14 protein-coding genes are annotated in these 20,130 nt (G+C 63.3%); 6 read left to right on the top strand and 8 right to left on the bottom strand.

Features of this window, described 5'->3' with window-relative positions; translation table 11 throughout:
- Positions 1 to 78: 78 nt before the first annotated feature.
- Together AC07UC_RS20880 and AC07UC_RS20875 are read right to left on the bottom strand one after the other, a co-directional pair.
- Positions 79 to 399, bottom strand: a complete 321-nt coding sequence (locus AC07UC_RS20880) for a 2Fe-2S iron-sulfur cluster-binding protein (RefSeq protein WP_494907284.1) — start codon at positions 397 to 399, stop codon at positions 79 to 81.
- 100 nt (positions 400 to 499) lie between these two features.
- A complete protein-coding gene (locus AC07UC_RS20875; RefSeq protein WP_494907283.1) occupies positions 500 to 868 on the bottom strand; it encodes an Hpt domain-containing protein in 369 nt (122 codons plus the stop codon).
- Positions 869 to 1,141: 273 nt separating this feature from the next.
- On the opposite strand from AC07UC_RS20875, the gene AC07UC_RS20870 reads away from it, so the two are divergent.
- Positions 1,142 to 7,657, top strand: coding sequence for a kinesin (locus AC07UC_RS20870; protein ID WP_494907282.1), 6,516 nt, complete (start codon positions 1,142 to 1,144; stop codon positions 7,655 to 7,657).
- 184 nt (positions 7,658 to 7,841) lie between these two features.
- Entirely contained in the window at positions 7,842 to 8,456 is a 615-nt protein-coding gene (locus AC07UC_RS20865) for a 3'-5' exonuclease (protein WP_494907281.1), read from the top strand.
- A 35-nt stretch (positions 8,457 to 8,491) separates the two neighbouring features.
- On the opposite strand, the gene AC07UC_RS20860 is transcribed toward AC07UC_RS20865, so the two are convergent.
- The 4 genes from AC07UC_RS20860 to AC07UC_RS20845 form a co-directional block, all read right to left on the bottom strand.
- Complete coding sequence (locus AC07UC_RS20860; protein WP_494907280.1) at positions 8,492 to 9,088, bottom strand: ABC-type transport auxiliary lipoprotein family protein; 597 nt, start codon at positions 9,086 to 9,088, stop codon at positions 8,492 to 8,494.
- Between the two features lie 87 nt (positions 9,089 to 9,175).
- The gene (locus tag AC07UC_RS20855) at positions 9,176 to 10,549 is read right to left on the bottom strand and encodes an MlaD family protein (RefSeq protein ID WP_140773351.1); all 1,374 of its coding nucleotides are present in this window, start codon (positions 10,547 to 10,549) and stop codon (positions 9,176 to 9,178) included.
- 14 nt (positions 10,550 to 10,563) lie between these two features.
- Positions 10,564 to 11,373 carry an ABC transporter ATP-binding protein gene (locus AC07UC_RS20850; protein WP_202327383.1) on the bottom strand — a complete coding sequence of 270 codons (810 nt, stop codon included), beginning with the start codon at positions 11,371 to 11,373 and terminating at the stop codon, positions 10,564 to 10,566.
- Positions 11,374 to 11,377: 4 nt separating this feature from the next.
- Complete coding sequence (locus AC07UC_RS20845) at positions 11,378 to 12,565, bottom strand: ABC transporter permease (protein WP_494907279.1); 1,188 nt, start codon at positions 12,563 to 12,565, stop codon at positions 11,378 to 11,380.
- Between the two features lie 77 nt (positions 12,566 to 12,642).
- On the opposite strand from AC07UC_RS20845, the gene dgcA reads away from it, so the two are divergent.
- A complete protein-coding gene (gene dgcA / locus AC07UC_RS20840) occupies positions 12,643 to 13,626 on the top strand; it encodes an N-acetyl-D-Glu racemase DgcA (protein ID WP_494907278.1) in 984 nt (327 codons plus the stop codon).
- Here the strand turns inward: dgcA and AC07UC_RS20835 are convergent.
- Positions 13,597 to 14,811 carry an MFS transporter gene (locus tag AC07UC_RS20835; protein WP_494907277.1) on the bottom strand — a complete coding sequence of 405 codons (1,215 nt, stop codon included), beginning with the start codon at positions 14,809 to 14,811 and terminating at the stop codon, positions 13,597 to 13,599. The genes dgcA and AC07UC_RS20835 overlap by 30 nt on opposite strands.
- 127 nt (positions 14,812 to 14,938) lie before the next feature.
- Positions 14,939 to 15,721, bottom strand: coding sequence for a UDP-2,3-diacylglucosamine diphosphatase (locus AC07UC_RS20830; RefSeq protein ID WP_056577406.1), 783 nt, complete (start codon positions 15,719 to 15,721; stop codon positions 14,939 to 14,941).
- A gap of 151 nt (positions 15,722 to 15,872) precedes the next feature.
- Here AC07UC_RS20830 and AC07UC_RS20825 point away from each other — a divergent pair, with 151 nt between their 5' ends.
- The 3 genes from AC07UC_RS20825 to AC07UC_RS20815 all read left to right on the top strand — a co-directional run bounded on the left by AC07UC_RS20825 (position 15,873) and on the right by AC07UC_RS20815 (position 20,027).
- The gene (locus AC07UC_RS20825; protein WP_027044672.1) at positions 15,873 to 16,652 is read left to right on the top strand and encodes an SDR family oxidoreductase; all 780 of its coding nucleotides are present in this window, start codon (positions 15,873 to 15,875) and stop codon (positions 16,650 to 16,652) included.
- Between the two features lie 176 nt (positions 16,653 to 16,828).
- Positions 16,829 to 19,153 carry an NADP-dependent malic enzyme gene (locus AC07UC_RS20820; protein WP_494907275.1) on the top strand — a complete coding sequence of 775 codons (2,325 nt, stop codon included), beginning with the start codon at positions 16,829 to 16,831 and terminating at the stop codon, positions 19,151 to 19,153.
- Between the two features lie 193 nt (positions 19,154 to 19,346).
- Positions 19,347 to 20,027, top strand: a complete 681-nt coding sequence (locus tag AC07UC_RS20815; RefSeq protein ID WP_494907274.1) for an outer membrane protein — start codon at positions 19,347 to 19,349, stop codon at positions 20,025 to 20,027.
- Positions 20,028 to 20,130 lie beyond the last annotated feature (103 nt).

The following is a 20,130-nucleotide window of genomic DNA, read 5'->3' as shown; positions in this document are numbered from 1 at the left end:
GCTGTGTGTCCCCTTGGGAATGGGGCGAGACTGCATGAGCCGCGGCCTGCTGCCAAGCGGCAGCTGGAAAAATCGGCTTCAGCCCTGCCGTTCGGGCACCCGCACCACCAGACCGTCGAGCGCGTCGCGCACCTTGATCTGGCAGGACAGCCGCGAATTCGGCTGGACGTCATAGGCGAAGTCCAGCATGTCCTCTTCCATCGCCTCGGGCTCGCCGACCTCCTCCGTCCATGCCTCGTCGACATAGACATGGCAGGTGGCGCAGGCGCAGGCGCCGCCGCACTCGGCCTCGATCCCCGGCACGGCGTTGCGGATGGCGTTTTCCATCACCGTCGAGCCGTTTTCGGCATCCACGTCAAAATGTGTGCCGTCATGGGCAATGAAGGTCAGTTTGGTCATTTGTCACCTGAAGGGAGTTTCAGCCGAGATAATCACTCCGGCAAACAAGTCAACTGCCGCGCGAAAGCGGCGCTCGGTGACGTTTTTCCACAAACCGGGGTCAGCGATTGATCGCGGCGATGAAATCGCGCACTTCGTCGATCAGCGTGCCGAGCCGCTTGAGCGTCTGGCTGTCTTCCGGCCGCCGCTCGATCTCGGTGGCGCAATTGGCGATGGCGAAGGCGCCGACGCCGCGAGCCGAGCCCTTCAAACCGTGAGCCAGCAAAAGCCGGTCCTTGAGATTGGCGTCGACTATTTTGTCGCGCACGGACAGTGCCTGCTGTACAAACAGTGCCAGCACCTCCTGCTCAAGAGCGCGGTCGCCCATCGTCTGCCGGGCAAGGTGTGCCAAATCGACCGGTCGGGACTGCCTGGTTCCCGATACGTCGCCCCCGGGCATTGAGAAGGCAATGCCGCTTTCGCCACGCATGAACTCGAACTCCGTTTTCTTCGGCCGCCTGAAAAACTAGGCGAATCCAATGGACAACGGGTTAATGAATGGCCGGGAAAAATGTTGCGAAAGCGGCGCCCAAATCACGCTTCCGTTAACCTTATATTTAAAGTTTTACGTATCCCGCGGAATGCATGTTTTCTTTACCCCCCTGTGTCATTACGATACGAGGGTCCATTTTCAGCCTCCTGCGCGGGGGTAAGACAAAACAGAATTATAAGCCCGCGGCAGCTAGTACAGGGTAGCGAAGGCATGGCGAAGAAACCAACGACGAACACGAGAACTCTCGACAGCGACGTGGCCAGGGAACTGGAAAAAGCGCTCGATCTCGACCTCAGCGGCGACATCGGCAGCGGCGATCTCGATATCGCGGCTTCGATGGAAGATCTGGAAGCGCAGATATCCCAGGCCGCCGACGAGCTGGCTCGCGAGGGACGCAACCAGAATCCGGCACCCGTCGCCAATCAGGCGCCCGTGGTCAATCAGGCCCCCGTGACCAATCAGGCCGCGAAGCCCGCGCCAAAGGCCAAGCCCGCTGAACTGCGCCCCGTGGAGACACGCAATGGCAATGGCACGCAGCCCACGGGCTTTGCGCCGGCCAACGACGATCGTCAGAAAGATTACAAGACCCTGCTGCACAGCCTCAACAGGCGCGCTTCCAACACCGTCTACTGGATCATCGCGTTTGTCTCGCTCGCCTGGATCGCGGGCGCCGGTGCGCTCGCCAACCTGCTGTTCGGACCGAGCATCTGGCGGATCCGCACGCTCGACCAGTTCTTTGCCCGTCCCGAGCTGATTGGCCTCGCCGTCGCGGCGATCGTGCCGATCATCCTGTTCTGGGCCTTCGCGGCCATGATTCGCCGCGCCCAGGACATGCGCATTGCCGCGCAGTCGATGACGGAAGTGGCCTTCCGCCTGACCGAGCCGGAAAACATGGCGCAGGATCGCGTCATGATGATCGGCCAGGCTGTTCGCCGCGAAGTGGCGGCCATGGGCGAAGGCATCGAACGCACGCTTGCCCGCGCCGTGGAACTGGAAACGCTGGTCCACAGCGAAGTCAACCAGATCGAGCGCTCCTACTCGGAAAACGAAACCCGCATCCGTTCGCTGGTCGACGGGCTCGGCAGCGAGCGCGAGGCCGTCGTCACCCATGCCGAGCGGGTCCGCGCCTCGATTTCAGGTGCGCATGAGACGCTCAGGGATGAAATCGGCGCCGCCAGCGACATCATCCGCGACTCGATCCTCAACGCATCGACCAAGCTGTCGATGACGATCACCAATTCCGGCGACACGCTGATCGACCGCATCAATGAAAGCTCGATGTCGATTTTCGATTCGGTGGAAGGCCGGCTCGACAACATCACCGACAGGCTTACGACCTCTGGCGAGGCCTTCGCCAGCCTGCTCGACACGCGCATTGCCAAACTGACGGACACGACGGACGGCCTTACCCGGTCGCTGACCGATCTGCTCGACGATCGCACCACCGGCATGGTGTCGCTGCTTGGCGGCGCCGCGCGCACCCTCAATTCGGAATTCGAAGCCAGCCTCAACGGCATCGAGCGCACGCTCGCCGAACGCGGCCAGGCGCTGATCAGCGAGTTCCAGACCCGCGCCGAAGCGCTGGACACCGGCACGCAGAAGCTCAATGCCGCGCTTGAGGCGCGAGCCCGCCAGATCAACGAGACGCTGGTCGAGCGCGCCCGCGAAATCGCCCACACTTTTGCCGAGAGCAGGGATACGCTGAGCGCGATGATCGATCAGGGCAAGACCCAGATCGGCGCCGACATGGCCGACATCGTCACCTCGACATCGAGCATGCTGGAGGCCCGCGCCAGCGACTTCGCCGGGCGCATGGAAGCGGCGCGTCACGTCGTCTCGCGCTCCTTCGACAGCGACATCCAGCGGCTCGCCGACGCTCGCGTCGGCATCGAGGAAGCCGTCGAAAACCACAGCCGCAAGCTTTCCGAAAGCCGCGAACGCATGGCGGCCGCGATGGAGGCGGATCTTGCGAAATTCGCCGAGGGCCGCGCCGGCATCGATGCCGCCGTGACCAACCAGGTGCAGAAGCTGGCCGAGGGCCGCAGCCTGATCGCACGCGCCCTCGAAGAGGACCTGCGCAAGGTCAACGAATCGCGCGCTGCCATCGATGCATCGCTCGGCAGCCACCTCGAGAGGCTGGAAGAAGGCCGCAACCGGCTTTCTCTGGCCCTCAATGAAGACTCCGGGAAACTCGTTCAAGCTCGTACGATCATTGATGAAATGGTCGCCGGACACGTCGGAAAACTTGCTGAAGGCCGCAACATCCTGTCGCGCGCCCTGGAAGCAGATCTCGGCAAGCTGTCCGACAGCCGCGCCAGCATTGACGGGCTGGTCGCCGGCCAGGTCGAGAAGATCGCCGAAGGCCGTGCGGTGCTCGCCAAGGCGCTGGAAAACGACATCATCGGCATCAAGAACCTGATCGAGACCCATTCGGCAAAGCTGGTGGAAGACCGCACTCAGCTCGGCCGTTCGCTTGAAAGCGACCTCTCGGGCATCAGGGGCCTGCTTGACGATCATTCCGGAAGGCTTGTCAACGACCGCAGCCTGCTGTCGCAGACGCTCGAAGCCGACCTTGCCAAGCTGGCCGAAAGCCGCTCGAGCATCGACGGCCTGGTCGCCGGCCAGGTCGAGAAGCTGGCCGAGGGCCGCGACATTCTCAAGCGCGCGCTGGAATCGGACCTCAACACCATCAAGGGCGTCATTTCCAGCCAGTCGGAAAAACTGGCGGAGGACCGCGGACAGCTTTCGCGGGTCCTAGAAGCCGACCTGCAGAATGTGAACAGCGTCATCGCCGACCACATGAACAGGCTGGTTCAGGATCGTTCGACCTTGTCGAAGGCTCTCGAGGACGACCTCGCCAAGCTGGCCGACAGCCGCTCCAGCATCGACGGTCTGGTCGCCGGCCAGGTGGAGAAACTGGCCGAAGGCCGCGACATTCTCAAACGCGCGCTCGAAGCCGACCTCAACACGATCAAGAACACCGTTGCCGACCAGTCGCAGAAACTGGTCGACGACCGCGCCCAGTTCGCCAAGGCGCTCGAAGCCGATCTCGAGAGCGTCAACGGCCTCGTCAACAGCCATTCCGAGCGGCTTGTCCAGGATCGCTCGACCCTGTCGAAGGCGCTGGAAGTCGACCTCGAAAGCGTCAACAGCCTCGTCAACAGCCATGCCGAGCGCCTGGTCCAGGAGCGCTCGACCCTGTCGAAGGCGCTGGAGACCGATCTCGACAGCGTCAGCGGTCTGGTCGCGGGCCACGCCGACAGGCTTGTCCAGGAGCGCTCGACCCTGTCGAGAGCGCTTGAGGACGATCTTGCCAAGCTCGCCGAAAGCCGCTCCAGCATCGATGGCCTGGTCGCCGGCCAGGTCGAGAAGCTGGCCGAAGGCCGCGACATTCTCAAACGTGCCCTTGAAGCCGATCTCGCCAAGCTGGCCGAAAGCCGCTCCAGCATCGATGGCCTGGTAGCTGGCCAGGTAGAAAAGCTGGCCGAAGGCCGCGACATTCTCAAGCGCGCGCTGGAATCGGACCTCAACACCATCAAGGGTGTCATATCCAGCCAGTCGGAAAAGCTGGCGGAGGATCGCGGACAGCTTTCGCGGGTCCTGGAAGCCGACCTGCAGAAGCTGACCGAAAGCCGCGGTGAGATCGACAACATCATCGCCGGCCATGTCGGCAAGCTGGCCGAAGGCCGCGACATGTTGAGCCGTGCGCTGGAAGACGATCTCGGCAAGCTCGCCGAGACCCGCAAGGACGTCGACCGCTCGCTGTCGGGCCATATCGACCAGATAGCAGCCCGGAGCACCGACATTTCGGCCGCGATCGCCGCCGATGTCGACAAGATCGAGCAGGCGTTCAGCCGTCAGACCGGCATCATCGAGGAACGCGCCGGAACCATGGAGCGTGCGCTTTCGACCGGCGTCGACAACGTCCGCAACGTGCTCGAGAAGAGCGCGGTCTTCGTCGCCGGCGCATTGCGCGAAAAGGTCCTAGAAGTCACCAGCACGCTGCATGAGCAGGCCGGTGCGGCCTTCAGTGACGCCGACCGCAAGATCGCCGAGCGCGCCGAGCAGACGTCGGCCGCCCTTTTGGCGCGGGCCGAAGACATCGCCCGCACCTTCGAGGAGGCCGATCGTCGCCTCCACGCCCGTGCGGAAGACACGTCGAACGCGCTGCTTGCCCGTGCCGACGACACCTCCAGCACGCTGCTGGCGCGTGCCCATGAAACAGCCGATCAGCTGGCCGCCCGCGCCGGCGAGATCGCCGGCACCTTCGACCTGGCGGACCAGAAGCTCGCCGCCCGCGCCCAGGCAACCACCGACCAGTTGGCCGCCCGGGCTCAGGACACCGCGGATCATCTGGCGGCCCGTGCAAGCGAGATCGCCGGCACGTTCGACGCGGCCGACCAGAAACTGGTTGCCCGCGCCGTCGAGACGGCACAGTCGCTGGCCGCCCGCGCCGGCGACATCCTGCGCAACTTCGAAAGCGCCGACCAGAGGCTCGGCATGCGAATCGGCGAATCGGCCGAGGCGCTGGCCGCCCGCGCTTCGGACCTCGGCCGCATCTTCGATGCCGCCGACCAGCAACTGGTTTCGCGCATCGCGGAAGGCTCGGACGCCCTGTCCAGCCGTGCGTCGGAAATCGGCCGCATCTTCGACGAGGCGGACCAGCGCCTGGTCTCGCGTATCGCCGACAGCTCGTCGACGATCGGCGAACATGCGCAGACCATCGTCGGTGCTTTCGCCAGCACCGAGCAGAGGGTCGCCGACCGTGCCCGCCAGACCGGCCAGGAACTGGCCGTGCACGCCCGCGAAATCGAGCAGGCGCTTGCCGGCGCCGACGAGCGTCTTGCATCGAGCGCGGCGGCCGCGGCCGCCCGTGTCGAGGAACAACTCTCGAGCGTCGAGAACCGGCTCGCCTACACCACCGAGACGATGGGGCAGAGGCTCAACGAACAGGTTTCGACCGCCGAGGCGCAACTCGTTTCGCGCGCCAATGTGATCGCCGAGACCTTCACCGCGGTTGGCCAGCATATCGGCCAGAGCACCAACGACGCCGCCAAGACGATCGGCGCCAACACCCGCGAACTCAACACCATGCTCGCGGCCCGCTCCGCCGAAATGTCGAGGATCCTCGACGAAACCGCCCGGCCGTTGGTCGAGCGCTTCGCCCAGGGTGGCTCGGAACTGCAGAAGAGCATGGAAGAGGTCACCGAACGCGCGACCGAGAAGCTGCGCAGCGAAAACGCCGCCCTTGTCAACGCGCTCGCCAGCCGCACCGCCGAGACCTTGTCGGCGGTTGAAGGCGCCCGCTCGTCGCTGTCCGACAGCGTTGCCGATCTCATCGGCCGCATGACCAACTCCAGCTCGCAGCTCGGTCAGCTGATCGAGCAGGCCGCGCTCAACCTCGGCCAGGTCGACGAACGCCTGACCGGCAGCACACAGAGCTTCGCGGCGACCACCGAAAAGGCGGCGCAGACCTTCGCCAGCTCGGCGCGCCTGGTCGACTCGAACACCACAAGGCTGACGGAACTGTCGTCGTCGACCTTGCGCGAAGTGGCCTCTATCGCCACCAAGTTCGATGAACACAGCCGTCTGCTGGCCAGTGCCTCGGACCTGTTGAGCTCTGCTCAGAGCAACCTCGAGCACACGCTGGAAAGGCAGTCGTCGCTCGAGGATCTCGCCGTCGGCCTGGTCAAGAAATCGGAAGATCTCGAAAGGGTCATGCGCTCCTTCGAAAATCTCGTCGGCCAGACGTTGCAGAACGCCGAAGGCAAGACGCTGGAATCGGCCGACAAGATCCGCAACGCCATCACCGATGTCGTGGATTCGGCCACCAAGCGCTTCGCCGATGCGACCGAGGAGATGCGGCGTACCGCGGGCTCGATCAAGAGCGAACTCGACCTCACCCGCGCCGAGCTCAAGAAAGGCGTCATCGAGATGCCGGAAGAGGCAAAGGAATCGACCTCTGCCATCCGTCGCGCCGTTTCCGAGCAGATCAACGCGTTGAAGGAGCTTTCCGACATCGTTGCGAAGTCCGGTCGTGGCGGCGACACCTCGGAGCCGCGCACCTTGCGTCCGGCGCCGCAAGCGCCGGCCACCCGCGCTGCCGAGCCGCCGCGTCGCGCGCCGGCGCCACAGCCGGAGCTTCGCACGCCTCAGGCGCCGCTGGGCGGTGCCGCACTGCGCGGCACGCTCGACCTCGAGCGTCCGGTTGAGGCGGCACCGCGTCAGCAGCGTCCCGACGCCAACACCCGCACGCCACAGGGCGGCTGGGTGCGTGACCTCCTGACCGCGGCGTCGAACGATGCGGATCTCAGGCCGACGGCTCCACCCTCGGCGCCTGCGGAAGCACCGCGCGCGGCCCCTGCCCAGCGCTCGCCGCTGCATGTGGTGGAATCGCTGAATTCGCTCTCTGTCGACATTGCACGGGCCATCGACCACGACGCTTCGATCGAGCTGTGGAACCGCTATCGGCGCGGCGAGCGGGACGTGTTCACGCGCCGGCTCTACACGCTGAAGGGCCAGCAGACATTCGACGAGATCCGCCGCAAATACCAGGGAGAGGCCGAGTTCCGCGCCGCCGTCGACCGTTACTGCGACGACTTCGAGAAGCTGCTGAAGGATGTCTCGCGCAACGACCGCGACAACATCATGGCGCAGACCTACCTGACGTCGGACACCGGCAAGGTCTACACCATGCTGGCCCACGCCAGCGGCCGCTTGCACTGAGCTGGAATTGAACAGGCGGGGTCCCGCCCCGCTTGTGACTGCCTCAAAGCTCCGTCGCTGAAACGTTCTCGCAGCTGCGAGCCGACGCATGCGCTCGATACGCTCGCGGCGCGAAGTCCGATTTCCCGACGGCGCGAAGACTACGGGCCTGCCGCCCTGATCCTCGATAAAAAGGGGGCCGACCGTGAAGACGGCAATCATATTCGACTGCGAGTTTCTCTGCCTTGAGGGTTCGCAACGCAGATTCTGGTGTGCTGCCCACGATCCCGACCCGGTCATCGCCCAGATCGGCGCTGTCAGACTTGGGCTCGAAGATGATTTTCCGCTGCTCGGTACACACAAGGCCTATATCAGACCGATCGACCGGTTTGGCCGGAGATATGCACTTGACCCGTTCTTCACCAAACTGACCGGTATCACTGAGGAAAACATCGAGACCGAAGGGGTCGCGCTGGGAGAAGCCCTTGCCGATATCGATCGTTTTTCCGGAGGCGCGCGATTCTGGTCCTGGGGCAAGGACGAACTGAACATGATCGCCATCTCCTGCTATGTCGCGGGCATTCAGCCTTCCATCCCGGCTACCCGGTTTGACAACGCCGTGAAGTTGCTGATCGCGGCCGGGATGCCGATCGAGGATCTGGCGAGGACGCCGAGCAACAAGCTTGCGGATTATTATGGTGTCGAACACCCGCCACTACAGGGCCACGACGCGCTCGACGATGCGCTGTCAGTGACCTACACCTTGCAGCACCTGATAAAGACCGGAAAGCTGGGGCCGGAGGTCTTCGACCGCCTTTAGCCCGGAAGCGCCGGTGTATCCGGCGCGCCGGTCGCTCAGATCACCGAATCGGTCCAGCGGACAATCTGCTTGGCTGCATCGCCAAACGCAGCGTCCAGCCCACTGACATAGGCGGAATTGCCGCTCCCCGAAACCGGTGCGGTCGCGGTGAAGCTCTTGGACGCGCGCACCTCGCCGTTGCGGTCGTTGAGGATGCGCACGAACAGGTCGACTTCGGCGTGCTCACCACCATCGACGCGCACCTCGAACGAACGGATCTCGACGATGACTTGGTAGTCGATCGCCAGCCCCTCGCCCGGCTTGCCGACACCGGCAAAGCTGCCCGAGCGCTGGAATGTCTCGGCCAGTCGCGCCTGCACGATCAGCGGCAGGCGGTCGGCCCATTGCGCGCCCTTCAGATACTGGATCGAGCGGTCGGAGGGTTTGATGACGATATTCTGGCTGTCCAGCGCCTTGAGCGCCGAGGGCTGGGCGATCAGGATTTGCTTGCGGCTGTGGCCATGCGCGTCGACCGAAGGCGCCGACAACTCAAACGTGTCGAGCGGCGCGGGTCCGCCACCGGGCAACGCCGCGCAGCTGGCGAGGGCTAAGGCAAGCAATGCCAGGCCCGATCTGGACACAATCGACTTCACGCGCGACCCCTGCTGTCCCCGTTATGTATCGACCTCAAAATAACCCGCATCCGCAATAACTGTTTCTGAGGCGAGCGGACGTCGAAGTCAACGCCGCGCCCTGCCATCGAATTGCCGAACCTCGCCGTCGCCACCGGAAAGAATGCGCTGCGGATTGCGGCTGAGATCCGTGACCGCCTCCTCGATGCGCGAGATCGAGCGGCGGCTGTCCTGCACCAGCGCCTCGACATTCGACAGGCCCTGGCCCGAGAAACGCGCCAGATTGTCGGTAATGACACCTAGCCGCGCATTCAGCGTATCGGCAACCTGCTTGAACGACTTCAGCGTATCCCTGGCGTCGGCCATCACGCCGTCGGCCTGCCCCGATCCAAGCAAGGTGTCGACCCTGGCAAGGATGCCGTCGACGCGCACCGAGGCATCGTTGAGCCGCTGCGCCAGTTGCTTGGCGTCCTTGATCGTCTGGTCGATATCGTCGGCGCGGTTGGCGAACTTGTCGGTCACCACGGCGATGTCGGCGGCGGCCTTGTTGGCGTTTTCGCTGGCCTTCTGGATGTTGGCCAGGGCCGCACGCACCTGCGCCGGGTCGACACCGTCCAGCACGCCGTCGACCTTGGCCAGCGTTCCCTGCGTCTGCTTGGCGAAGTCATTGACGGATCCGACCGCGGTGTCGACATTCTTGATCACACCGTCGAGCTGCTGCGATGTCTGCTTGAGGTTCGCGGTCACCGTATCGACATTGGCGACGATGCTCTTGATCTTGTCCCTGTCGACGGCATTGAGCAGGCCTTCCGCTGCCTTCAGCGTGCCGTCGAGCTTGCCGGACACGCCCTTCAGTTCGTCGGACAGCGCGCTGACGCTGGACAGGAACTTGTCGATGCCGTCGGAATTCTTGGCCAGCGCATCGGAGAACGTCTGCACGTTCTGGACCGTCTGCGTCAGCGGCCCACGAACATCCTTGGTGAAGCCCTCGAGTTCGGTCAGCACCTTGTCGGCACGGGTGAAGATGTTCTGCGCCGTCTGCAGCAGATTGGTCACAGCGGACGGATTGGCGACAATCTCGGCGACCTTGCCTTCCTTTTCGGCCTGATCGAGGAGTTTCACTTCCTTGGGGTCGGCGCCCTTGAGCTCGATGTTGGCCTGCCCGGTGAGGCCGGCAAGGCCGATATCGGCCTGCGTCGACTTGGTGATCGGCGTCATCCGGTCGATCTCGGTGTCGGCGATGGCGACAGTCGGGTTGTCCACGTCGATATAGACGCGCTTGACGTCACCGACCTTGACGCCGTTGAACAGCACGAAGCTGCCGCGGCCGAGGCCGGAGGCCGAACCTGGAATGCGCACACGCAACAGCGTCGTCTCGCCCCTGTCACCGATCGCCGCCGTCCAGTAGACGAAGCCGAACGCCGCCAGGATCGCAACCAGCGTAAAAATGCCGACAATGACGTAGTTGGCTCTGGTTTCCATTGCTTCACTTATGGCTATGCACGTGCGGCAAGATCAAGTTGGCGGGCGCGTTTTCCGCGGAAATAGGATTTCACCCACGGTTCCTCGCTCTTCAGCATGTCGTCGATAGTGCCTTCGACCAATACTTTCTTCTTGCCCAGCACCGCCACGTGGTCGCAAGCGGTAAACAGCGTGTCGAGGTCGTGCGTGACCATATAGACGGTCAGGTCCATGGTGTCGCGCAGCTTGACGACGAGTTCGTCGAATTCGGCGGCACTGATCGGATCGAGGCCGGACGTCGGCTCGTCGAGAAAGACGATGTCCGGATCGAGCGCCAAGGCGCGCGCAAGAGCTGCGCGCTTGATCATGCCGCCGGAGAGTTCGGAGGGAAATTTCTGCGCCGCATCCGGCGGCAGCCCGACCAGCTCGATCTTCAGCAGCGCCAGTTCGTCCATCAGCTTCCTTGGCAGGTCGAGATATTCGCGCATCGGCACCTGCACGTTCTCCTGCACGGTCAACGCCGAAAACAGCGCGCCATGCTGGAACAGCACGCCAAGACGCATGTCGATGCGCAGGCGCTCGATATCGCTTGCCTTGTCGACGTCGACACCAAACAGCTTGATCGTTCCCGACTGCTTGGGCATCAACCCGAGAATGGTTCGCAACAGGACGGACTTGCCGGCGCCCGAAGCACCGACGAACCCCAGGATCTCGCCGCGCTTGATGTCGAGCGAAAGCTTGTCGAGGATCAGCTTGTCCTCGATGGCAACGGTGACGTCGCGCACCGAAAGGACGATTTCGCTTTCGTCCTCTTCCCCAACCGTGATGCCGTTGCCCTTCGCCATCATTTCAGAACTCGATCGCTGCGTAGAACATGGCGAAAAGGCCATCGAGGATGATGACGACGAAGATCGACTTCACCACCGAGGCGGTCACGTGCTGGCCGAGCGATTCGGCACTGCCGCCGACCTTCATGCCTTCGACCGAGGCGATCGTGCCGATGATCATGGCCATGAACGGCGCCTTGATCAGGCCGGCGAAAATCGTGCTGAGATCGATGGCGACACGCAGCCGGTCGATGAATGCGGCCGGGGGGATATCGGAGTAGAGCCAGGCCGCAACAATGCCGCCGCCGAGTGCCGCGAAATTGGCGATGATCGTCAGACACGGCAATGCGATCACCAGAGCAACCAGACGCGGAAAGACCAGAACGCCAATCGGGTTGAGACCGATGACCTTCAGCGCGTCGACCTCCTCGCGCATCTTCATCGAGCCGATCTCGGCGGTGATCGCGCTGCCGGAGCGGCCAGCGATCATGATTGCCGTCATCAGCACGCCGAGTTCACGCAGGATGAGCACGCCGACGAGGTCGACGACGAAGATGTCGGCGCCGAAATAGCTGAGCTGGTAGGCGCCTTGCTGGGCAACGATGGCGCCGACGATCGCCGACATCAGCACCACCACCGGGATGGCGCCGACACCCATGCGGTCGATCTGGTTGAAGATCGCCGCCGGGTTGACGGCGTGGCCGCGGCCAAGCTTCATCTGCGCGCCGCGGATGGTGGCGCCAAGAATATTCATCGAAGCAAAGAAATCGTCGCGCATCTCGTAGACGCGCCGCCCAACCGCCTCAAGCGCCCGGATGACGATGTTGGGCGGCCGCGCCGGCCCGGATTCGGGCTCGCGCCGGACAGCCTCGCCGACCGCGTCGAGCAGGATGGAAGCGATCTCGCTCTGGCCTTGCAGCCGGACCTCGACGTTCTTCTTCTCGAAGACACTGACGAGGCGGTCGATCAGCCAGGCGCCGGCGGTATCGATCTTCTCGATTTTCGAAAGATCCAGCGCCAAAGTCTTGAAACCGCTTCGTTTCTCGATCTTGCGCATGTCGGCGTCGATTGACGCCACCGTTCGTGTCGTCCAGATTCCGGAGAACGCGCAGCCGAGAACGCCACCCTCCTCGCCGACCGCTACGCGCGGTTGGTGGTCAGCCTCCGAGGCGGTCGTGCCGCTTGCGTCGCGCTTGCCGATGGTCAACATGGCGTCCTGTTTAGCCTGATGGGTCCGACCTTGTCGATTTGCCGACAACCCTTCTCGCACAGCCGGAGCAGAAAAATATGGCGCGTGTCATTTCGGTCGAGGCGGAGCGCTTTCCGATCGCCGGCACCTTCACCATTTCGCGCGGCTCGAAGACCGAGGCCGAGGTCATCACATGCACGATCAGCCAGGATGGTCATAGCGGTCGCGGCGAATGCGTTCCCTACAAGCGCTACGGCGAGACCATGGACGGGGTGCATGCCGCGATAGAGGCGATGCGCGAGCGGATAGCCGGTGGCATCGACCGGACCGCCCTGCTCGGCGCAATGCCGGCGGGAGCGGCCCGCAACGCGGTCGACTGCGCCCTCTGGGACCTTGAAGCCAAGATGGGTGACAGTCCGGTTGCACGCGCAATCTGGCCAGCTCCGCCGCGTCCATTGGAAACTGCCTACACGCTATCGCTCGGCGAACCCGAGGCAATGGCGGCACAGGCCCGTGCCAACGCCGGCCGGCCGCTGCTGAAGGTCAAGATCGGCGGCGACAACGACATCGCCCGGATCCAGGCGGTGAGACAGGCGGCACCCGGGAGCCGAATCATCCTTGATGCGAACGAAGGCTGGACCGACGACAACATCGTAGCGAACCTCGCCTTTGCCGCGGAGCAAGGCATTGCGCTCATCGAACAACCCCTGCCCGCCGGGCAGGATGAGATCCTGCGCCATATTGCGCATCCGGTGCCGATCTGCGCCGACGAAAGCGTGCATGAGGCGAAGAACCTGGAAGCGCTTGTCGGCCTCTACGACGCCGTCAACATCAAGCTCGACAAGTCCGGCGGGCTGACGGCGGCGCTCGTGCTGCGTGACCGCGCCCGCGAACTGGGTTTTGGCATCATGGTCGGCTGCATGGTCGGCACATCGCTTGCCATGGCACCGGCGGTCCTGCTCGCCCAGGACGCCGATTTCGTTGACCTCGATGGTCCGCTGCTGCTTGCGCGCGACCGGGTGCCGGGTCTCGTCTATCAGGGTTCGCTCGTCTCACCCCCGGACCGCGCGCTTTGGGGCTGAGCGCGCGGCAAGCCCGATCAGCACGAGGCCAATGATCGCGATCGGGATCATCACCAGGAAACCATCGACGCCGAGACGGTCATAGAGCGGACCGGACGCAAGCGTGACGGCGGCCATGAAGAAGCCGTTGAAGAAATAAGCAATGCCTTGCGCGGCGCCCGTGCGCTCCTCGGAAACGGTCTCGGCGATCATCTTCTGCAGGCCGATCAGCACCATCGCGACAGACACCGAATGCAGTGACTGCACGGCGAAGAAGCCGGCGACGCCGAGGCCGAGCGGCCATACCAGTGGGAAGATGATCCAGCGCACGATCGACCCGATGCCGGCGATCAACATCACCCTGACGACGGATATGGAGGCGAAAATGCGATTGAAAAACAAAAACATGCAGACTTCGGACACCACGCCCCAGGCCCACAGCAGACCGACGACGGAATCGCTGATGCCGATCGATTTCCAGTAGATGGAAACGAAGCCGTAAAGGAAGGCATGGCTGGCGGTGATGATGCCGACGCCAAAGGTGAAGTAGAGGAAATAGGCATTGAACAGGCTCGGCGCCGCGTGCTGGATGTCCGCGGCAGAAAGCGGCGAGGCCTTGCGCGGCCGCCCCATGCGCGGCGCCAGCAGCCCGGCGACGAGTGCCGCGCCAAGGGCAAGGAAAATGATCACCGGAACAGCTTGAGGACCGGTGGCCGCCAGGATGAAGCCGCCCGCGACATTGGCGCAGAGATAGCAGATCGAACCCCATTTGCGCATGCTTGCGTAGTTCGAACCGAAGCGGCGCACGCCCGAAAGCGCCAGCGAATCGGCGATCGGCGAATGCGGCGTCCAGACAATGGTCAGGGCAAGCGACACCGCCAGCACCATGGCGTAGGTCGGCGTCAGGAAATAACCCGCCGAGAGCAGCAGGGACGCTGCCACCAGCGCGACATAGACATCGGCGCGGTCCCGCGCCCGGTCGGCGAGCGTCGTCAGCAGCGGCGTCGTCACCACGCGCAGGAACATGGGCGCCGCCAGGATGACGGCGATCTGCTCGGCGTGAAAGCCCTTGGCCTGCAGCCAGAGCGGGAAATAAGGCAGATGCGTGCCGAGCGATATGAACAGCGTGCCGAAGATCAGGCTCATGCGCAGTTCGAAATGGCGCGGCTTGACGAGCTGTTCTGGCGAAAGCGGCGGCAGGGACATGAATCGATCCAATTACGCCGCACTTGGCCGGCCGGCCAGCAACGCAGATCGATCCCTTAACATGGCGAAAAACCAGGCGAAACCGGCTGGACTAATCAATTGACACCGAAAACCAGCGAGAATTCGGTCAGGCCGCCTGCCCCACCCGATCTTCGATGAGCATCGGGATGAAGGGCTCGTCCGGCGCTTCCGGCAGGATTTGCGCCCAGGTCAGGATTTCCATCCGGCCGTCGAAGTGCTCGACCACGGCCGTGCAGCTTTCCACCCAGTCGCCGGTGTTGATGTAGCGCACATCGTCGAAATTCTCGATCGCGGCATGGTGGATATGGCCGCAGATGACGCCGTCGACATGCGAGCGGCGGGCTTCCTCGGTCAGCACGGTCTGGAACGAGCCGATGAAGTTGACCGCTTTCTTGACCTTGACCTTTGCCCAGGACGAGAACGACCAGTAAGGCAGGCCGAGCAATTGGCGCAACCGCGTCACCACGCGGTTGACGATCATCGCCGCGTCATAGGCATGATCGCCGAGATAGGCGAGCCAGCGCTGATTGTGAACGACGGTGTCGAACTGATCGCCATGGATGACGAGAAGGCGCTTGCCGTCGGCTGTTTCATGGATCGCGCGGTCGGCGACGACGATGCCGCCGAAATGCACGCCCTGGAACTGGCGGGCGAACTCGTCATGGTTGCCGGCGATATAGGTGATGCTGGCGCCCTTGCGCGCTTTGCGCAGCAATTTCTGTACGACGTCATTGTGGCTTTGCGGCCAGTGCCAGCTCCGCCGCAGCCGCCAGCCATCGACGATGTCACCGACCAGATAGATGATGTCGGCGTCATGGTATCTAAGGAAATCGATCAGGAACTCGGCCTTGGCCGCCTTAGAGCCGAGATGGACGTCGGAAATGAACATGCTGCGGAAAGTGCGGGGCTCTTGGCCTGACATCGCGATTCACCCTTGCTTTCGAGCAGCCTATGCCTCGATTCATGCAACAACCGTATGACGGTTGCGATTGGTCCAGTCTAAGGACTAGCTTGCCGGCCTAATCACAGGAGAAATCGTCATGGATCTCGGTATCCGCGGAAAGAAGGCAATCGTCTGCGCTTCGAGCAAGGGGCTTGGGAAAGGCTGCGCCATGGCGCTGGCCGAGGCCGGTTGCGACATCGTCGTCAATGGGCGCAATGCCGAACTGGTGGCCAAAACCGCTGCCGAGCTGCGCGAGCGCTATGGCGTGACGGTGACGGAGGTCGTCGGCGACGTCTCCAAGCCCGAGGTGCAGAAGGCGCTGCTTGCCGCCTGCCCCGAGCCCGACATTCTCGTCAACAACAATGGCGGCCCGCCGCTGCGCGATTTCCGCGAACTCGATCGCGCGAAAATCCTCGAAGGCGTCACCCAGAACATGGTGACGCCGATCGAACTGGTGCAGGCCGTCCTCGACGGCATGGCGAAGCGCGGCTTCGGCCGCATCGTCAACATCACCTCGCTGTCGGTCTACGTCCCCATTCCCGGTCTCGATCTTTCGTCGGGCGCGCGCGCTGGTCTCACCTCTTTCCTCGCCGGCGTGGCGCGAACGGTGATCGATCGCAACGTCACCATCAACAGTCTCTTGCCCGGCAAGCTAGACACCGACCGGCTGCGCGGGCCGCACGAGGCCGGCACTGTCGAGGATCCCGCCGCGGCCGCCGCGCGCAAGACCCGCATCAGCGCCGACGTGCCAGCCAAGCGGCTCGGCACGCCGGAGGAGTTCGGCCAGATCTGCGCCTTCCTGTGCTCGGTCCATGCCGGCTATCTGACCGGACAGAACATCCCGGTCGACGGTGGTCTCTACGTCAGCGCTTTCTGATCAAAAGGTCGGCAGAGCGGCGAGATTAATCCGGCATGAAACAGCCGTAAGCATCTGACATCCAGTGATTTTTGACGCGCCACGGTTTAAAGCCGACGGCGCGTCAATTAGCGTCGCGAAAAACCTTGGCCGCATGCTAAAAGGAGCCTCGAAGCAGGTTTCGAGGGAGCGGCCGGATGGAAGGCGAGAACAAGAAAACGGCACGTTCGGACCTCGACGAAGCCGCCCTCTACTTCCACAAGCACCCGACACCGGGAAAGCTCGAAATCCAGGCAACCAAGCCGCTTGGCAACCAGCGCGACCTGGCGCTCGCCTACTCGCCCGGCGTCGCCGCCCCTTGCCTTGAGATCCGCGACAATCCGGCAACCGCCGCCGACTATACGGCGCGCGCTAACCTGGTCGGCGTCGTCTCCAACGGTTCGGCGGTGCTCGGTCTCGGCAATATCGGCCCGCTGGCCTCCAAACCCGTGATGGAAGGCAAGGCGGTGCTGTTCAAGAAATTCGCCGGCATCGATGTCTTCGACATCGAGATCGATGCCCCCGAGATCGAACGCATGGTGGAGACCGTCGCCGCTCTTGAACCCACTTTCGGCGGCATCAACCTCGAGGACATCAAGGCGCCGGAGTGTTTTGAGGTCGAGGAGCGGCTGAAAGCCCGCATGAGCATACCGGTGTTCCACGACGACCAGCACGGCACCGCCATCATCGTCGCCGCCGCCGTGCTCAACGGTCTGGAATTCGCCGGCAAGACCATTTCGGACATCAAGGTCGTCACCTCAGGCGCGGGTGCGGCCGCCCTAGCCTGCCTCAACCTTCTGGTCTCGCTCGGCGTACGGATCGAAAACATCTGGGTCACCGACCGTTTCGGCGTCGCCTACAAGGGCCGAACCGACGAGATGGACCGTTGGAAAGACCCCTATGTGAAGGACACCGAGGCGCGCACGCTGGCCGATGTCATCCCGGGCGCCGACGTCTTCCTCGGCCTCTCCGCGGCCGGCGTGCTGAAACCGGAACTGCTGCAGCACATGGCGCCGAAGCCGCTGATCCTGGCACTGGCCAACCCCAATCCCGAGATCATGCCGGAAGTGGCGCGCGCTGCACGACCCGATGCCATGATCTGTACCGGCCGGTCCGATTTTCCCAATCAAGTCAACAACGTCCTGTGCTTCCCCTATATCTTTCGTGGCGCGCTCGACTGCGGTGCCAGCGCCATCAATGAAGAGATGAAGATGGCCGCCGTGCGGGCCATTGCCGCCCTTGCCCGCGAAGAGCCTTCGGACGTCGCCGCACGCGCCTATTCGGGCGAGACGCCGATCTTCGGGCCCGATTTCCTGATCCCCTCGCCCTTTGATCCCAGGCTCATCCTGCGCATCGCGCCGGCCGTCGCCAAAGCGGCCTGCGACACCGGTGTGGCGACACGGCCGATCACCGATTTCACCGCCTATATCGACAAGCTCAACCGTTTCGTCTTCCGCTCCGGCCTGGTGATGAAGCCGGTGTTCTCATCTGCCAAGGCATCGAGCGCCAAGCGTGTCATCTATGCCGATGGCGAGGATGAGCGCGTGCTGCGCGCCGCCCAGGTTGTGCTCGAGGAAGGCATTGCCGAGCCGATCCTGATCGGCCGTCCGCACGTCATCGAGGTCAGGCTGAAGCGGTACGGGCTGCGCATCAAGCCGGGCGTCGATTTCGGCCTGATCAACCCCGAGGACGATCCGCGCTACCGCCACTATGTCGACCTGCTGATCGAACTTGCCGGCCGGCGTGGCGTGACGACGGAAGCCGCACGCACCATGGTGCGCACCGACAATACGGTGATCGCGGCGCTCGCCCTGAAACGCGGCGATGCCGACGCCATGGTCTGCGGCCTCGAAGGACGCTTCGAGCGGCATCTGCGCAACGTAACCCTCATCATTGGCCCTCGCGCGGGCATCAAGGACTATGACCTGTCGACCCTGTCGATGCTGATCTCGCAGCGCGGCATCATCTTCCTCACCGACACGCACGTCTCCGTCGACCCGACGGCCGAGGAGATCGCCGAGATGACCGTACTGGCGGCCGAGGAAATCCAGCGCTTCGGCATCGAGCCGAAGGCGGCACTGCTGTCGCATTCGGATTTCGGCTCGCGCGATTCGCCAAGCGCGCTGAAAATGCGGCAAGCGGCGGCGATCCTGGCGCGCATCGCGCCGGACCTTCAGTGCGACGGCGAAATGCATGCCGATTCAGCCTTGTCGGAACATCTGCGCCAGCGCGTCTATCCGCATTCGCGGCTTAAGGGCGAAGCCAATCTGCTGGTGTTCCCGAACCTCGATTCGGCCAACATCACGCTGACGGCGCTGCGCGCCATGATGGATGCGCTGCATGTCGGGCCGATCCTGCTTGGCACCGATATGCCGGCGCACATTCTGACGCCCTCGGTCACATCGCGCGGTGTCGTCAACATGACAGCGCTCGCCGTGGTCGAGGCCGCGCACAAGGCGCAGGCTATCGCCAATCTGGACTAGGCCGAAGCCGGCTTCAGCGGCTCGGCCTGGTCTTTCGGGCACACCCCTCCTGTCCTGGCGACAACTCGTTGCAAACCGAGGTGTTGCGCACCAGCAACTTGCGATTGCGGAAATTCGGCGTTGGCCGGAAGCGGATTTCGCCGGGAAAGCCTACCTGATATGGTTGTCCATCTCATTTGACGGCGAGGACGTCGTGAAGGGCCTGTTGCTCGCATCCGCATTGCTGTCGCTGATCGGCGGACACGCGCTGGCCGCGGACGCCATCAGTGCCGAGCCCACAACCGTCCATGATTGGTCCGGCGTCTATGTCGGCGGGCAGATTGGCTACGGTTTTGGAAAAACCGACGCGGCTTTCAGTTCGCCCAACACGCCAACGTTTCAAGCAAGCCAGGACTACGACATCGACGGATTCCTAGGTGGTGTTCAAGTCGGCTATAACTACCAGATCAATTCCCTGGTTCTCGGCGTCGAAGCTGACATTGCGGGCTCGGACATCAAGGGACACTCGGGCGAAATCAATGTCGGCGTCCGCGGCGATACATACGACACCAAGGTGGACTGGTTTGGGACGCTGCGCGCCAGGGCCGGATATGCGTTCGACAGTACCCTGGTCTATGGAACCGGTGGCCTGGCTTACGGAAGCGTCGAAAACCGATATCTTGGCGGACCCTTAAATAGCTTTTCAGAAAAGGGCACCAAGACTGGCTGGACTCTTGGCGCAGGGCTGGAACAGGCATTCACCGATCATTGGTCCGCGAATGTCGAATATCTTTATGTCGATCTGCGAGACCAGACCATCGACTACGGTGGCAGCAACACTGAGTTCGACAACAAGTTCAGCACAGTCAAGATCGGCATGAACTACAAGTTCTGACAATCAGCGCGAACGGTTTGCCGTGATCCGTTGCCGCAACTTGACGGCTTTCAGCCAAATCGCTGGACGGCATCCGAAACAGACGATTAACCGAGAACGGGGT

The organism is Mesorhizobium sp. GW821-FHT04C10, from assembly GCF_059420305.1.
The sequence above is the reverse complement of the archived record's forward strand: the minus strand, read 5'-3'. Positions and strand labels throughout refer to the sequence as shown.

Bases quoted from the DNA above. Each gene is read 5' to 3' on its own strand.
- AC07UC_RS20880 (WP_494907284.1), bottom strand. From the start codon at position 399: ATGACCAAACTGACCTTCATTGCCCATGACGGCACACATTTTGACGTG.
- AC07UC_RS20875 (WP_494907283.1), bottom strand. From the start codon at position 868: ATGCGTGGCGAAAGCGGCATTGCCTTCTCAATGCCCGGGGGCGACGTA.
- AC07UC_RS20870 (WP_494907282.1), top strand. From the start codon at position 1,142: ATGGCGAAGAAACCAACGACGAACACGAGAACTCTCGACAGCGACGTG.
- AC07UC_RS20855 (WP_140773351.1), bottom strand. From the start codon at position 10,549: ATGGAAACCAGAGCCAACTACGTCATTGTCGGCATTTTTACGCTGGTT.
- AC07UC_RS20850 (WP_202327383.1), bottom strand. From the start codon at position 11,373: ATGGCGAAGGGCAACGGCATCACGGTTGGGGAAGAGGACGAAAGCGAA.
- AC07UC_RS20845 (WP_494907279.1), bottom strand. From the start codon at position 12,565: ATGTTGACCATCGGCAAGCGCGACGCAAGCGGCACGACCGCCTCGGAG.
- dgcA (WP_494907278.1), top strand. From the start codon at position 12,643: ATGGCGCGTGTCATTTCGGTCGAGGCGGAGCGCTTTCCGATCGCCGGC.
- AC07UC_RS20835 (WP_494907277.1), bottom strand. From the start codon at position 14,811: ATGTCCCTGCCGCCGCTTTCGCCAGAACAGCTCGTCAAGCCGCGCCAT.
- AC07UC_RS20830 (WP_056577406.1), bottom strand. From the start codon at position 15,721: ATGTTCATTTCCGACGTCCATCTCGGCTCTAAGGCGGCCAAGGCCGAG.
- AC07UC_RS20825 (WP_027044672.1), top strand. From the start codon at position 15,873: ATGGATCTCGGTATCCGCGGAAAGAAGGCAATCGTCTGCGCTTCGAGC.
- AC07UC_RS20820 (WP_494907275.1), top strand. From the start codon at position 16,829: ATGGAAGGCGAGAACAAGAAAACGGCACGTTCGGACCTCGACGAAGCC.